This window comes from Pseudomonas sp. PP3 (assembly GCF_905336995.1).
GTDB classification, from domain to species: Bacteria; Pseudomonadota; Gammaproteobacteria; order Pseudomonadales; family Pseudomonadaceae; genus Aquipseudomonas; species Aquipseudomonas reinekei.
The window spans coordinates 682,937-698,577 of record NZ_HG995459.1 but is presented as its reverse complement, the minus strand read 5'-3'; the positions used below and the strand labels follow the sequence as shown (position 1 = coordinate 698,577).

General features: G+C 62.1%; 11 protein-coding genes and 1 pseudogene. 9 read left to right on the top strand and 3 right to left on the bottom strand.

The features are described 5' to 3' along the window. Positions 1-5 precede the first annotated feature (5 nt). The 4 genes from KHO07_RS03185 to KHO07_RS03170 all read left to right on the top strand — a co-directional run bounded on the left by KHO07_RS03185 (position 6) and on the right by KHO07_RS03170 (position 3,433). On the top strand, positions 6-716 hold the full coding sequence (locus KHO07_RS03185) for an ABC transporter ATP-binding protein (RefSeq protein ID WP_212626450.1): 711 nt from the start codon (positions 6-8) through the stop codon (positions 714-716). A 1-nt stretch (position 717) separates the two neighbouring features. After that, positions 718-1,983: an ABC transporter permease gene (locus tag KHO07_RS03180; protein ID WP_212626449.1), complete on the top strand. Its 1,266-nt coding sequence runs from the start codon at positions 718-720 to the stop codon at positions 1,981-1,983. Between the two features lie 11 nt (positions 1,984-1,994). Then, a complete protein-coding gene (locus tag KHO07_RS03175; RefSeq protein WP_150734604.1) occupies positions 1,995-2,513 on the top strand; it encodes a DUF3299 domain-containing protein in 519 nt (172 codons plus the stop codon). A gap of 221 nt (positions 2,514-2,734) precedes the next feature. Then, positions 2,735-3,433 carry an OmpW family outer membrane protein gene (locus tag KHO07_RS03170; RefSeq protein ID WP_150734603.1) on the top strand — a complete coding sequence of 233 codons (699 nt, stop codon included), beginning with the start codon at positions 2,735-2,737 and terminating at the stop codon, positions 3,431-3,433. Between the two features lie 86 nt (positions 3,434-3,519). Here KHO07_RS03170 and KHO07_RS03165 read toward each other — a convergent pair whose 3' ends face one another. Together KHO07_RS03165 and KHO07_RS03160 are read right to left on the bottom strand one after the other, a co-directional pair. Further along, positions 3,520-4,449, bottom strand: coding sequence for an NAD-dependent epimerase/dehydratase family protein (locus KHO07_RS03165; RefSeq protein WP_212626448.1), 930 nt, complete (start codon positions 4,447-4,449; stop codon positions 3,520-3,522). Continuing rightward, positions 4,442-5,326, bottom strand: coding sequence for a sugar nucleotide-binding protein (locus tag KHO07_RS03160; RefSeq protein WP_075948660.1), 885 nt, complete (start codon positions 5,324-5,326; stop codon positions 4,442-4,444). The genes KHO07_RS03165 and KHO07_RS03160 overlap by 8 nt, the downstream gene beginning before the upstream one ends. 311 nt (positions 5,327-5,637) lie before the next feature. Here KHO07_RS03160 and KHO07_RS03155 point away from each other — a divergent pair, with 311 nt between their 5' ends. Further along, positions 5,638-9,942, top strand: a complete 4,305-nt coding sequence (locus KHO07_RS03155) for a DEAD/DEAH box helicase (RefSeq protein WP_212626447.1) — start codon at positions 5,638-5,640, stop codon at positions 9,940-9,942. Positions 9,943-10,056: 114 nt separating this feature from the next. Here KHO07_RS03155 and KHO07_RS03150 read toward each other — a convergent pair whose 3' ends face one another. Then, positions 10,057-12,183: a mechanosensitive ion channel family protein gene (locus tag KHO07_RS03150; RefSeq protein ID WP_212626446.1), complete on the bottom strand. Its 2,127-nt coding sequence runs from the start codon at positions 12,181-12,183 to the stop codon at positions 10,057-10,059. A 224-nt stretch (positions 12,184-12,407) separates the two neighbouring features. Here KHO07_RS03150 and KHO07_RS03145 point away from each other — a divergent pair. The 4 genes and pseudogenes from KHO07_RS03145 to KHO07_RS03130 all read left to right on the top strand — a co-directional run. Then, positions 12,408-12,500, top strand: a pseudogene (locus KHO07_RS03145) (DUF72 domain-containing protein); the annotation flags it as partial. A gap of 41 nt (positions 12,501-12,541) precedes the next feature. Continuing rightward, the gene (locus KHO07_RS03140; RefSeq protein ID WP_212626445.1) at positions 12,542-13,339 is read left to right on the top strand and encodes an endonuclease/exonuclease/phosphatase family protein; all 798 of its coding nucleotides are present in this window, start codon (positions 12,542-12,544) and stop codon (positions 13,337-13,339) included. Continuing rightward, on the top strand, positions 13,336-14,628 hold the full coding sequence (clsB, locus tag KHO07_RS03135) for a cardiolipin synthase ClsB (protein WP_212626444.1): 1,293 nt from the start codon (positions 13,336-13,338) through the stop codon (positions 14,626-14,628). Before KHO07_RS03140 ends, clsB begins: the two co-directional genes overlap by 4 nt. Further along, complete coding sequence (locus tag KHO07_RS03130) at positions 14,615-15,601, top strand: lysylphosphatidylglycerol synthase domain-containing protein (RefSeq protein WP_212626443.1); 987 nt, start codon at positions 14,615-14,617, stop codon at positions 15,599-15,601. Before clsB ends, KHO07_RS03130 begins: the two co-directional genes overlap by 14 nt. The last annotated feature ends 40 nt before the right edge of the window (positions 15,602-15,641 follow it).

The window sequence follows — 15,641 nt, the reverse complement described above, 5'->3', positions numbered from 1 at the left end:
TCCATATGACCCAAGCACTCATCGAACTGTCCGACCTGGGCTTCAGTTGGCCCGGTCATCCGCCGCTGCTGGACATCCCGGCGTTTCGCCTGGAACCGGGCGAAACCCTGTTTCTCAAAGGCCCCAGCGGCAGTGGCAAGACCACCCTGCTTGGCTTGCTCGGCGGCGTGCAAAAACCCGACCGCGGCAGCATCCGCCTGCTCGGCCAGGAGCTGACCGAACTCTCGGCCGGTGCCCGCGATCATTTCCGTGTCGATCACACCGGCTACATTTTCCAGCAGTTCAACCTGCTGCCGTTTCTGTCGGTGCGCGAGAACGTCGAACAGCCCTGCCACTTCTCGAAACTGCGCGCCGAACGGGCGAAACAGCGTCACGGCAGTGTTGATAAAGCCGCCGCCACCCTGCTCGCCCACCTGGGCCTGAAAGATGAAAACATCCTCGGTCGACGTGCCGATTCGCTGTCCATCGGCCAGCAGCAACGGGTGGCCGCAGCACGTGCATTGATCGGTCAGCCGGAACTGGTGATCGCCGACGAACCGACCTCGGCGCTCGATTACGACGCCCGGGAAAACTTCATTCGCCTGCTGTTCGCCGAGTGCCGCGAAGCCGGCTCGAGCCTGTTGTTCGTCAGTCATGACCAGAGCCTGGCGCCGCTGTTCGATCGCAACCTGTCGCTGGCCGAGCTTAATCGCGCCGCCACCCCGTCCGAGGTCTGAGATGTATTTGTTTCGTCTAGCCATGGCCAGCCTGGCTAACCGCCGCTTCACTGCGATCCTCACCGCGTTCGCCATTGCCCTGTCGGTGTGCCTGCTGCTGGCCGTGGAGCGCGTGCGCACCGAAGCCAAGGCCAGTTTCGCCAGCACCATCAGCGGTACCGACCTGATCGTCGGCGCGCGTTCCGGCTCGGTCAATTTGTTGTTGTACTCGGTGTTCCGCATCGGCAACGCCACCAACAACATCCGCTGGGACAGCTTCGAACACTTCGCCAACAACCCGAAAGTGAAGTGGGCGATCCCGATGTCCCTCGGCGATTCCCATCGCGGCTATCGGGTGATGGGCACCACCGAGGCCTACTTCGAGCATTACCAGTACGGCCGCCAACAACACCTGGAACTGGCCGACGGCCGACCCTTCGCCACCGACCCCTTCGAAGTGGTGCTCGGCGCCGAAGTCGCGCAGGCACTGCACTACAAACTCGGTGAAAAACTGGTGCTGGCCCACGGTGTCGCGGCGATCAGCCTGGTCAAGCACGACGACAAACCCTTCACCGTGGTCGGCATTCTCAAGCGCACCGGCACACCGGTGGACCGCACACTGCACATCAGCCTCGGCGGCATGGAGGCGATTCACATCGATTGGCACAACGGCGTACCGGCCCGGGGTAACGGGCGGATCAGTGCCGAGCAGGCCCGTAACATGGACCTGACGCCACAAGCGATCACCGCGTTCATGCTCGGCCTCAACAGCAAGATTTCAACCTTCGCCTTGCAGCGCGAGATCAACGAATTCCGTGGCGAACCGATGCTAGCGATCCTGCCGGGCGTAGCGCTGCAAGAGTTGTGGAGCCTGATGAGCACGGCGGAAAAAGCCTTGTTCGTGGTGTCGCTGTTTGTGGTGCTGACCGGGTTGATCGGCATGCTCACGGCGATTCTCACCAGCCTTAACGAACGCCGCCGCGAGATGGCGATCCTGCGTTCGGTGGGCGCGCGGCCGTGGCATGTTGCGACGTTGCTGGTGCTTGAGGCATTTGCCCTGGCGCTGTCCGGCGTGGTGGCAGGCGTGGCCCTGCTTTATGCGTGCATCGCCGTGGCCCAAGGTTACGTGCAAGCCAACTATGGGCTGTTTTTACCGTTGGCCTGGCCCAGCGATTATGAATGGACGCTGCTCGGTGGCATTCTGATCGCCGCGCTGCTGATGGGCAGCGTGCCGGCCTGGCGCGCTTATCGCCAATCCTTGGCCGATGGCCTGTCGATCCGTTTATGAGGACTTTGAAAATGCCCCGCGCTTTCCTTGCGCTGTTGATGCTGGTCGCCCTGCCCCTGTGGGCGGCCGAGCCGAAAGAGCTGACCTGGTCGGAAATGATTCCACCGGACGCGCCGCCGGAAGTGCCGAACATGACACCGTTGCACGACATGTCGAAGATGAGCGATGCACTGTCCGCCGAGTCGGCACCGGCAGCCAGGCAGGACATGCCCAACGCGCCGGTTGTCAAAGCGCTCGACGGCCAGAACATTCGCCTGCCGGGCTACATCGTGCCGCTGGAAGTGAGTGAGGACGGCCGCACCACGGACTTCCTGCTGGTGCCGTATTTCGGCGCCTGCATTCACGTGCCGCCACCGCCGTCGAACCAGATCGTGCATGTCAAAAGCGAGGTCGGCGTGAAGCTCGATGAGTTGTATCAGCCGTACTGGGTCGAAGGACCGATGCAGGTCAAAGCGTCGACCAGTGAATTGGCGGATGCCGGGTATCAGATGGAGGCGGACAAGATTTACGTGTATGAATTGCCGGAGTGAATCCGGCAGGTTTGCGCAGTCAGTAACACCGTCATCGCGAGCAGGCTCGCTCCCACATTTGGAATGCAATTTCCTGTGGGAGCGAGCCTGCTCGCGATGGGGACATCAAAAACACCACAAAACTAACCCCATTCCACTTTCATTGAGCTGCGTCAAAAGACCAAATAGTTAGCCGGCTTACCATTGGACATCGAAAATTTTTAACGTCCTTTGGAGCCCCCATGAACAAGTCCTTGCTCGGTGCCTCGCTGGTTGCCCTTGCGCTCGCAGCCCCGCTTGCCCACGCCCATGAGGCGGGCGACATCATCCTTCGTGCCGGCGCGATCACCACCAACCCAACCGCTGACAGCTCCAGTGTCAAGGTCGATCAAGGCCCGCTGAGCGGCGCCGACCTGGGTGGCAAGGCGACCATGAGCAGCGACACGCAACTGGGCCTCAACTTCGCCTACATGTTCACCAGCAACTGGGGTATCGAACTGCTCGCGGCGACGCCGTTCGAGCATGACGTGAAACTGAAAAACACCGCGCTGAGCGCCGCCAACGGCAAACTGGGTACGCTGAAACACCTGCCGCCAACCCTGAGCGTTGTGTACTACCCGCTGGACGCTAAATCCGACTTCCAGCCGTATGTCGGCGCAGGTATCAACTACACCTGGATCTACGACGAACACGTTGGCAGCGAAGCCAGTGCCGCCGGTTTCAGCAACTTCAAGGCGAAGAATTCCTGGGGCATGGCCTGGCAGATCGGCGCGGACTACATGCTGACCGATAACGTGATGATCAACGGCCAGGTGCGCTACATCGACATCGACACCCGCGCGACCGTGGAAAATAACGCAGTGGCACCGGGCACCCGGGCACGGGTGAACGTGGACGTCGATCCGTTCATCTACATGGTTGGTCTGGGTTACAAGTTCTAAGGATTCACGTGGTGGTGAATGGGTCGTTCCACGCCCTGCACGGGAACGATCAGCAACAAAAGAAGGCGCCTGTCAGGCGCCTTTTTCTATCGTCCCAGCAACCGCGCCAGGCCGACACTCATCGGCGTTTGCTCGGGGGCTTTGAAACGCTCCAGCAGTCGCTGGTTGTTCGCCCGCGAATGGCGAATGTCACCGGAGCGCGCCGGGCCGTAACTCACGGGCGGCAACTGGCCGACCACGACTTCAAGCGCGGCGAGCAACTGCTTGAGACTGGTCGCCTGATTCCAGCCAACGTTAACGGCGCCGACGTCAGCCTGCGGTTTTTCGATGCCCTGCATCAGCAGCTTGACCAGATCTTCGACGTAGAGAAAATCCCGGGTCTGCTCACCGTCGCCAAACACGGTGATCGGCAAACCTTTCTGCGCGCGCTCGCTGAAAATACTGATCACCCCGGAGTACGGCGAGGACGGATCCTGGCGCGGGCCGAAAATGTTGAAGAAGCGGAAGATCACCGGTTCAAGACCATGCTCGCGGCGGTAGAAATCGAAGTAATGCTCGCTCGACAACTTGTCCGAGGCATAGGGCGTCAACGGTGCCTTGGGCGTGTCTTCATCGATCGACTCGCCTTCGCCGTTATTGCCATATATCGCAGCGCTGGAAGCAAACAGCACGCGCTTGACGCCCGCCTGGCGCATGGCTTCGCAGACATTCAGCGAACCGATGAAATTGCTCTGGTGCGTCTTCACCGGATCGTCCACCGACGCCTGCACCGACGCCACGGCCGCCAAGTGCGCCACGGCGCGGCAACCGGCCACAGCCCGAGCCACCAGCGCGGCATCGGCGACGTCGCCGACGATCAACTCGACCTTGGGATTGTCCAGCGGCAGGTTGCTGCGCTTGCCGGTCGACAAATCATCAAGGATGCGTACCGAATGGCCCTTGGCGAGCAACGCGTCGGTCAGGTGCGAGCCTATGAAACCGGCGCCGCCGGTGATTAAAACGGGACTGTCAGCCATGGCGATAGAACCTGTCCAGTAGTCCGGGAAGTGCCGCACGCCAGGCGCGTGGCTTGATTCCAAAAGTGTGCAGAATTTTCTTGCAGGCCAGCACCGCGTGTTGCGGCTCTTCGGCGGCGTCCGGGCGCGCGGCGTGGGCCTGGGCGGTCGGTGCCTCGATGGCCAGCGCATGCAAGGCCCGCGCTTCAGTGAGGATAGCCTGCCCCAGCGCCAGCGGCGTGGTCGCCTCATGCCCGGCGTAGTGGTAGGTCCCCCACAGTGGCGCGGCGCAGTCGAGTTGCTTGAGCACCGAAATGATCACCCGGGCAGCGTCGTCCACCGGCGTCGGATTACCCCGACGGTCGTCGGCCAGCAACAACTCTTCAGGCTGTTCGGCCCGTGCGAGGAAACGTCCGAGGCTGCCGTCGGGACTGTCATCGAGCAGCCAGCCGAAACGGAGTAGCACGTGCTGCGGGCAAGTGGCGCGCACGCTTTGTTCGATCCGCCACAACGCCTGACCGCGCAGGCCCAAGGGCACCGGTTCGTCTTTTTCGCTGTAGGCGGTGGCGCGAGAACCATCGAACACGCGATAGCTCGAAGGCTGCAACAACACGATGTTGTGGTGCTGGCACAGCTCGGCGAGACGCTCGACCGCGCGCTCTTGCCCGGCCAGACGCTGCTCGCTGACCGCCTCGGCCTGGAACCAGTCGAAGTAGTAGGCGAGATTGATCAACGCGTCCGGGCGGGTGTCGTCGAGCAGTTGCGTCAGGCTCGCGGCGTCCCAGCCGTCTTGCGGCGGGCGGGGGGCGAGGAAACCGATGTCTTCCTCTGCACCGAGGCGAATCAGCGCCTGCCCAAGGGCATTTCCACCGCCCAGTAACATAAGGCGCATTCGCATAGAGTCAGCAGGCCCAGTCTGATTGAAACAATGGCTGTATCGACAACGCCCACGGGCGATGCCGTTGATAGATGCCGGAATCGTTGCATTTTGCGGGTTTAGTGCGCAACCGTCATCCGTAAAGTGTAGATGTCCGGGATTTCAGTGCGCCCCCTGTGGCGAGGGAGCTTGCTCCCACTGGGCTGCGAAGCGGCCCCAAATTGCTGGCGACTGCTACGCAGTCGAACGGGAGCAAGCTCCCTCGCCACAGGGGGGATTAATAAACCGAGCGGTACTTGCATCTGCCCGTCCCCACCCGCATAAATCACTCCATGAACCTGCCCATCCCCGCAGACAGTGCCCTGAACGGCTTCCACCCCGCCGTCAGTGCCTGGTTCAATCACACCTTTCCCGCGGTCACCGCCGCTCAGGCCCGGGCGTGGCCGTTGATTCGCCAGCGCCGCTCGACGTTGATCGCGGCGCCCACCGGTTCCGGCAAGACCCTCACCGCCTTCCTCGCCGTCATCGACGACTTGGTGCATCGCGGCCTGGAAAGCCCCGAAGGCTTGCCCGACGCAACCCTGGTGGTCTACATCTCGCCACTCAAGGCACTGTCCAACGACATCCGCATCAACCTGCAAAACCCGCTCGCCGGCATCACCGAACAATTGCGCCTGATGGGCCTGCCGCCATTGCAGATCACCACCGCCGTGCGCACTGGCGATACGCCGCAAAAAGACCGCACGGCGATGCGCAAAACCGCGCCGCACATTCTGGTGACCACTCCGGAATCGCTCTACGTGCTGCTCGGGTCCGATTCCGGCCGACAAATGCTCCGCTCCACGCGCACGGTCATCGTCGACGAAATCCACGCCATCGCCGCCAGCAAACGCGGCAGTCACCTGGCCTTGAGCCTCGAACGCTTGCAGGCGCTGTGCGCCGAGCCGCTGGTGCGCATCGGCCTGTCGGCCACGCAGAAACCCATCGACGCAGTCTCGCGCTTTCTCGCAGGCCGCGACCGTCCCTGCGAAATCGTCGACATCGGCCACGCCCGCCCACGGGATCTGGACATCGAAGTGCCGCCAGTGCCGTTGTCGGCGGTGATGGCCAATGATGTCTGGGAGCTGGTCTACGACCGCCTCGCCGCCCTCGCCCGAGAACATCGCACCACGCTGATTTTCGTCAACACCCGACGCCTGGCCGAACGCTTGAGCCGACACCTGAGCGAACGCCTGGGCAAGGACGCCGTGGCCGCCCACCACGGCAGCCTGGCCAAGGCGTTTCGCCTCGACGCCGAGCAGCGGCTCAAGCGCGGCGACTTGCAAGTGCTGATCGCCACGGCATCGCTGGAACTGGGCATCGACATCGGCGATGTCGACCTGGTGTGCCAGATCGCCTCGCCGCGTTCGATCTCCGGGTTTCTGCAAAGGGTTGGCCGGTCCGGACACCAGGTGGGCGGCACGCCCAAGGGTCGTTTGTTCGCCACCACTCGCGACGACCTGATCGAATGCGCCGCCTTGCTGGACTGCGTCCGCCGGGGCGAACTCGATACGTTATTGATCCCCGTGGCACCGCTGGACGTTCTGGCGCAACAGATCATCGCCGAAGTCAGTTGCCAGGAGTGGCAGGAACAGGCGTTGCTGGAGATGTTGCGTCGCGCTTCGCCCTACGCCGAACTCGACGACAAACACTATCAGGCACTGCTGCACATGCTTGCCGAAGGCTACAACGGCCGTCAGGGTATCCGCAGCGCTTACCTGCACCGCGACGCCGTCACCCGCAGCCTGCGCGGGCGCCGTGGCGCGAAGCTGACGGCGGTGACCAGCGGCGGGACCATTCCGGACAACGCCGACTACAGCGTGCTGCTCGAACCCCAAGGGCTGAACATCGGCAGCGTCAACGAAGACTTTGCCGTGGAAAGCATCGCCGGGGATATCTTTCAGCTGGGCAATACGTCCTATCGCATCCTGCGCGTGGATACCGGCAAAGTGCGGGTCGAAGATGCACAGGGCCAACCGCCGACCATTCCGTTCTGGCTCGGCGAGGCGCCGGGACGCAGTGCCGAATTGTCGGTGGCCGTCGCCCGTTTGCAAGTGCATCTCGATGAGTTGCTGGGCGCCACGCCGGGCAACTTGCAACCGAGTCTCGATTGGCTGACGGACACCCTCGGCCTGAACCTGGCCAGCGCCGGGCAATTGGTCGAATACCTCGCCCGGGCGCGCCAGACCCTCGGCGCCCTGCCATCGCAAGATACGCTGCTGATGGAGCGTTTTTTCGACGAGTCCGGCGGCACGCAATTGATCATTCACAGCCCGTTCGGCAGCCGCATTAACCGCGCCTGGGGCCTGGCCCTGCGCAAGCGTTTCTGCCGTACCTTCAACTTCGAACTGCAGGCCGCCGCCAGCGAAGATGCCATCGTACTGTCGCTGTCCACCAGCCACAGCTTTGAGCTGGACGACGTCTGGCGCTACCTGCACAGCAACAGTGCCGAGCACCTCCTGATTCAAGCGGTACTCGACGCACCGTTGTTCGGCGTGCGCTGGCGCTGGAATGCCGGGGTGGCCCTGGGCCTGCCGCGCTACAGCGGCGGACGTAAAGTGGCGCCACAAATCCAGCGAATGAAAAGTGAAGACCTGATCGCCAGCGTGTTTCCCGACCAGATCGCCTGCGTGGAAAACCTCGCCGGCGAGCGGGAAATTCCCGACCATCCGCTGGTGGAACAAACCCTCGACGATTGCCTGCATGAAGCCATGGACTGCGAAGGCTGGCTGGCCTTGCTGCGGCGCATGGAGCGCGGCGACGTTCGCCTGATCAGCCGCGACTTGCCGGCGCCCTCGCCGCTGGCTGCAGAAATCCTCAGCGCTCGCCCCTACACCTTTCTCGACGATGCGCCGCTTGAGGAGCGCCGCACGCAAGCGGTGCTCAACCGACGCTGGAGCGATCCGCAATCTACCGACGACCTCGGCGCGCTGGATGCCGAGGTGATTGCCGCTGTGGGCGAAGAAGCCTGGCCGACACCCGGCAACGTCGATGAGATGCACGAGGCATTGATGAGCCTGGCGTGCATCACCGACACCGAGGCCCGGGCCAATCCGCACTGGCTCGACTGGCTGCAAACCCTGGCCGACGGCGGACGTGCCTGCCAGATCAATCGTGCCCTGTGGCTGCCACGGGAACGCCTGACCTGCCTGCGGGCAATCTATCCACAGGCCGAGATGTGGCCGGAGCTGGGAGCGTTGCCGGGTTTTGATGAGCCCTGGGAAGTGGACGACGCCGTGCTGGAAGTGATTCGTGCGCGGCTCAGCGCTTTCGGCCCGTTGCCGCTGAAGGCGATTGCCGGACCGCTCGGGTTAGCGACGATTCAAGTCAACCAGGCCTTGGCGCAACTGGAGCGCGAAGGCTACGTGCTGCGAGGCCGATTCACCCCGGGCTGCGCCGAAGAAGAGTGGTGCGAACGGCACCTGCTCGCGCGGATTCACCGCTACACGGTCAAGCGTCTGCGGCGGGAAATCGAGCCCGTGGCGTTGCAGGATTTCATGCGGTTTCTGTTCGACTGGCAGCATCTGTCCAGCGCGACCCAAGGTCAGGGCACTGCGGTGTTGCCGGCGATCATCGCGCAATTCGAAGGCTACCCCGCCGCCGCATCAGCCTGGGACAGCGACATCCTCCCGGCGCGCATCAAGGACTATTCGCCGACCTGGCTCGATGAGCTGTGCCGCAACGGCAAACTGGTGTGGACTCGCCTGACCGCGCACAACAAGAGCGCTGGCACCGCCCTGCGCAGTACGCCCATTGTGTTGTTGCCGCGCAACCGGGTCGGGCTCTGGAGCGAGTTGACCGAGCAGACGCCGGTCAGCGAACTGTCGCCGAAAACACAAAAGGTCCACGCGGCCCTCAGTCAGCATGGCGCACTGTTTTTTGACGAGCTGACTCATGAAGCGCACCTGCTGCGCTCGGAACTGGAAATCGCCTTGCAGGAGCTGGTTGGTGCCGGGCTGGTGAACGCTGACAGCTTTGCCGGTCTGCGGGCGCTGATTACTCCGGCCAGCAAACGGCAGAACCGCAGCAGCCGGCGCGGACGCGGGGCCTTTGTCGGGGGGATGGATGACGCCGGGCGCTGGGCGTTGCTCAGGCGTGGTGTCGCTGCGCCGGTTGTGGATAATCCGCGTCCGGCGGCAACTCCCGCCGAGACCCTCGAACACATCGCCATGACCTTATTGCGCCGCTATGGCGTGGTGTTCTGGCGATTGCTTGAGCGGGAGGCAGACTGGTTGCCGAGCTGGCGGGAATTGCTGCGCACTTTCCATCGCCTGGAAGCCCGGGGCGAGATTCGTGGCGGGCGGTTTGTCAGTGGCCTGGCGGGCGAGCAATTTGCGTTGCCTGAGGCCATACCGTTGCTGCGGGAAGTCCGGCGTCGGCCCCATGACGGGAGCTTGATTGCGGTGTGCGGGGTCGATCCGCTGAACCTGGCCGGCACGCTGTTGCCGGGCGCTAAAGTGCCGGCGCTGGCGAGTAATCGTCTGGTGTATCGCGATGGGTTGCCGGTGGCGGCGGAGATTGCGGGCAAGCAGGTTTTCTGGATGGAACTGGAACAGTCGGTCAGTGCCGAGATCAGTAACAAGCTGATCCGGCATTGATGTTGTCTGGGCCGGCCTCTTCGCGGGCAAGCCCGCTCCCACAGGGTTTTGTGAACAACAGAAATCTCTGTGGGAGCGGGCTTGCCCGCGATGAGGCCAGCACAGCCGACACACCTATTGAGGATGCGCCCGACCCGGCATCAACAGCGCCGAATGCTCTGGTTCCTCAACGCCATCCAGCGGCGGCTCTGGATGCCGCGGCATCAAAACCTGCTGTGGATAAGTCTGCGCGAAATGCACCCACGGGCTGTTATCCACAAGCTTTTTCAAGCGTTGGTTGAACGCTCGGCTCACCGCATACTGACCACCCGACACGGTACGGAACTGCGCCGTCAGCACCACGCCATTGAGGTCCATTTTGTCGACGCCAAATACATCCAGTGGCCCCTGCAAGTTGTACCTGAGGAACGGGTCTTCGCTGATGGAATGCCCGGCCTCACGAATCAGCTCAATCGCCTTGTCGACATCGGTGTCGTAGGTGAACTGCACCGAGAAGAACGCATAGGCGAACTGCCGCGATTGGTTGGTCACTGCCTTGATCTGACCGAACGGCACCGAGTGCACAAACCCCTTGCCGTCGCGCAAGCGCAAGGTCCGGATGGTCAGGCCTTCGACCGTGCCGGCGTGTCCAGAATCGAGCACCACCCAGTCGCCGATGGACAAGGTGTCTTCGATGATGATGAACAAGCCGGTAATCACGTCCTGCACCAGTTGCTGGGAACCGAAACCGATCGCCAGGCCGATCACCCCGGCACCGGCCAGGAAAGGCGCAACGTTGATCCCCAGGTTGGCCATGGTGGTGATTGCGCAGATCACCACCAGAATGATTTTGATCGCGTTGCGCAGCAGCGGCAGGATGGTTTTCACCCGTGTGCTGGGCTGGCGCGCCGAGCGTTTATTGGCCGGGGGTTTCAGGGCTTCCTGGATCGCCGTGTCGAGCACGACCCAGACCATCCAGGTGATCAGGAAGATCAGGCCGATATGACTGAGCGAATCACTGATCGCCCGGCCGACCGAATTGCTCACCGCGAAATCGAACAGCGATACGCCCCAGATGCGCCCGAGGATATCGATGAACACGATGGCCATGGCGATGCGCAGCAAGGCGTGGGACAAGTTGAGAAAACGCGCTTTGTAGACACTGCTGCGGCGCACGTCGGCGGCACTGCGCGCCTTGAACAGGTGATGCAGCGTGGTGCTCAAAAACACCGTGGCAATCAGCAGGACCGTGGTGAACAGCGCACTGCGCAGTACCTGCTGATTGTCTGCACTGACGCTGATCAGATTGATGATCGAGACCAGCACCATCAACAGAATCGGCCAATACCAGAGCCCGGAAAAAATCCGCAGCGTTTCACGCAGTGCCGGCTGTTTTCGCCGTTGCGCCAGCGGCAGAATCCGAATCAGATGAGCGACCGGGCGGCGCATGCGGATCACCAGCAGACCAAAAGAAAACGAGGCTGCCAGACCGGTAAACACTGCGATGCTGCTGGTGAGGTTGTTGCCCAGCTGATGAGCGATCTGCGGGCTGGTCAGGGCATCACTGAGCGCGACAAGAAAACCGATCGCAAACAGCGGTCGCGGACTGTGCTGGCGAATAATATGTACTGCCTGGCGTTTGTGCCCGGTGTTGAACAGCACCACCAGCGACATCACCAGCGATGCCGCAAACACACCGCTACTGGTGGCATAGGCAAAGCACAACGCGAGCGCCCGCCCCGCGGATACCGGTAGAAACTGACTGGCATAAATTGTCAGTGGCAGGCTGACCAACGCCGCAATGCTGTAGGGCAACACGTAACCCAGCAAGGCCTGGCCACGCTCGCGAGTGAGTAGCAGCCGGTGTTCACACAGACGTTGGGCGGACCATTTGCCGAGCAACCATAGCGAGGCAAAAACAGCGGCCCAGACAAAGGTGAGCAACAGGAAATCACCGGTCACGTTCCAGCTCGAACGAGCAGACGGGCGATTGACCAACTGATCCACCTCATCCGCCGCGCGATCCGCGCGCAGACGCCAGGCGTCGACCAGGTTTTCATTGAGGTCGAGCTTGTTTTGCACCTCGTCAATGCTGGAACTGATGGCGCCCAGCAACCCGCCCTGTACCAGCGGTTGAGGGTGGGCCGGGGGCGTCGCGGCGGTGGCACTTGCAGGCACGCCCGGGATGGCGGCCGCTTCCAGCTCCTCGCTGCCCAGAAACAGCAACGCACCCAGTAACATCGCGGTCTTGAGCTTGATCAAGGCATCCGCTCCTTTGGATAAGACTGTAAGGAACTGATCAAGAAATGGCGGACTAGTTCGCCAGCGGCCCGTAACTGCCCGGCGATCTTCGCGCTATAGCCCGCAAGCCGGCGTCTACAGGTGTTATGGCAATCTCGCAAACGCATGCCGTTCATAGCCCCACCGAAACTTTCGTCGTCGCCCCGCAGTCAGCAAAAGAATGGGGCACTCAGACGGGAGGCGACATGGCGGCGATTCACATCGGAATTTCAGGTTGGCGCTACACACCCTGGCGGGGGGATTTCTACTCAATGGGCTTACCCCAGAAGCGCGATCTGCTCACCGCTCCCGGCGAACCCGCCGCCGAAGGAGTGCTGCCATGAGCATGTCCGAGCCGATCGGCGTCACGGACGAGCAAGCGTCCGTTAACACCGTCGTGCACCGTTTTACCGTGCTGACGGTCAACACACACAAGGGTTTCACGGCATTGAATCGCCGTTTCATTTTGCCGGAATTGCGTGAAGCGGTGCGCAGCGTCTCTGCTGACGTGGTGTTTTTGCAGGAAGTCCACGGCACGCACGAACAGCACCCAAAGCGCTACAGCAATTGGCCGGCGATGCCGCAGTATGAGTTTCTCGCCGACACGCTGTGGCCGCAGTTTGCCTACGGACGCAATGCGGTTTATCCGGCGGGCGATCACGGCAACGCGCTGCTGTCGAAATTCCAGATCGTTCGCCATGACAACCTCGACGTAACCATCAGCGGTCATGAAAACCGCGGCATCTTGCATTGCGTACTGCGCCTGCCCGGTGAAGGGCCGGAGGTCCACGCGATCTGTGTTCACCTGGGCCTGCGAGAAACCCACCGCCATGAACAACTCAAGTTGCTCGCCCGGCGCCTGGAGGAACTGCCAAGTGATGCGCCAGTGATCGTCGCCGGCGATTTCAACGATTGGCGCCAGCGCGCCGATGACCTGCTCAAACCCTGCGGATTGTACGAGGTGTTCGCCCAGCACCACGGCAAACCGGCGCGCAGTTTTCCGGCACGCCTGCCGGCCCTGCGCCTGGATCGCATCTATGTGCGCAACCTCAAGGCCAGCCGTCCGCAAGTGCTGACGACCCGGCCCTGGTCCCACCTTTCGGATCACGCACCGCTTTCGGTGGAGATCGAGCTATGAGCATCCCGTCGATGGAAAAAACCACGTTGGAAACGATTGCCGCGCCCCCCACGAGTGCGCCGACGGCGGTCGACGTCGAGTACGGCTGGCAAGGCAACAACCGGGTCGAACTGCTGGAAAACGGCGAAGCCTATTTCCCTCGGGTGTTCGAGGCGATGCGTCAGGCAAAAACCGAAATCCTCCTGGAAACCTTCATTGTCTTTGAGGACAAGGTCGGCGATGAATTGAAGGAGGTGCTCATCGCAGCGGCTCAACGGGGCGTGCGCGTCACCGCGAGTTTCGACGGGTTTGGCTGCGGCGAACTGAGCGCCGCTTACCTCACCGCCCTGAGCGGCGCCGGCGTGCACTTGCAAATGTTCGACCCGGCACCGAAGCGTTTGGGCATTCGCACCAATTGGTTCCGGCGCCTGCACCGCAAGATCGTGGTCGTGGACGGGACGATCGCGTTCATCGGCGGGATCAATTTTTCCGCCGACCATCTGGCCGATTTCGGCCCCGAGGCCAAGCAGGATTATTCGGTTGAAGTGCAAGGCCCGGCGGTGGCCGACATTCATCACTTCGCCCTGCTGCAATGCGGTCGCCCGGCGCGTGCCAAATATTGGTGGCAACGCCGACGACAACGTCGCTCGGAACTGGCCGTGACTGATCACGATGGCCAGGTGCGTCTGGTGTACCGCGATAACGCCGAGCACTCGACCGACATCGAAGAGGTTTACCGCCTGGCGTTGCGCACGGCGCAGCGGCGCGTGGTCATCGCCAACGCGTACTTTTTCCCCGGCTACCGGTTGCTGCGGGAAATCCGTAACGCGTCTCGCCGGGGGGTTGAAGTACGCCTGATTCTGCAGGGGCAGCCGGACATGCTGGTGGCCAAACTGGCAGCGCGCATGACCTACGATTACCTGCTCAAGTCCGGGGTGAAAATTTTCGAATACTGCGACCGGCCGCTGCACGGCAAAGTCGCGTTGGTGGACGAAGACTGGAGCACCGTCGGCTCCAGCAACCTCGACCCATTGAGCCTGTCGATGAACCTGGAGGCCAACGTGTTGATCCGCGACCGGGCATTCAACCGTGACCTGTTCGAACGGCTCGAAGAACTCAGCGACAACCATTGCAAGGCCATGTCGGTGGACAAGGCTCCGCGAGGGCGCATCTGGCATATGACCGTGGGGTTTCTGGTGTTCCACTTCCTGCGGCATTTCCCGGCCTGGGCCGGGTGGTTGCCCGCCCATAAACCACGTCTGAAAGCGTTCACCCCACCGACCGGGAGCGATCAACATGAGTCGCACTGAAGCACACGCGGCGCCCCACGCCGATCACCCGGCCAAGTCGCGTCTGGGCCGCTGGAAAAGACCGCTGACCCTGCTGTTTTTTCTGGCGCTGATCGTCCTGTTGACGATGTTTGCCCAGCGCATCGAATGGGCCGAAGTGCTCGAAACCCTGGCTGATTTCAAGGTGCGTACCTTGATCATCGCGTCGAGCCTCACCGCGGTGAGTTTTCTGGTGTATGCCTGTTTCGACCTGATCGGCCGCACTTACATCCGCCAGGACCTGACGTGGAAACAGATCCTGCCGGTGGGGATCATCAGCTACGCCTTCAACCTCAACCTGAGCGCCTGGGTGGGCGGCATCGCCATGCGTTATCGCCTGTATTCGCGGCTTGGCGTGAGCAAAGCCAACATTGCGAAAATCCTCGGGCTGAGCCTGGCAACCAACTGGTTCGGCTACATGCTGATCGCTGGCGTGGTGTTCAGCAGCGGACTGGTGCGGATGCCGCCAGGCTGGCAACTGAGCAGTGGTGCCCTGCAAGCGGTGGGCGTGCTCCTGCTGTTGGTGAGCGCCGGGTATCTGGCGGCGTGCCAGTTTTCCAGGCGTCGGGAATGGTCGATCCGCGGCGTGGAAATCAATCTGCCGTCGCTGCGCATGGCGATCCTGCAACTGGCCCTCGGTGCCTTGAACTGGTCGCTGATGGCGGCGGTGATTTTCACTTTACTGCCGAGCAAACTGGATTATCCGTTGGTGCTTGGCGTGTTGCTGATCAGCGCGATTGCGGGAGTCATCACCCACATCCCGGCCGGGCTTGGTGTACTGGAAGCGGTGTTCGTTGCCCTGCTGCAACATGAAGCATCGCGAGGCAGCCTGGTGGCGGGGTTGCTGGCGTATCGGGCGATCTATTTTCTACTGCCGCTGTTGATCACGCTGGTGATGTATTTGCTGGTGGAGGCCAAGGCCAAATCGTTGCGGATCTCGAAGAAACCCAAGTGATGGGCAGTGCCTGCTCGCGAAGGTGTCCAGAAGAACACCG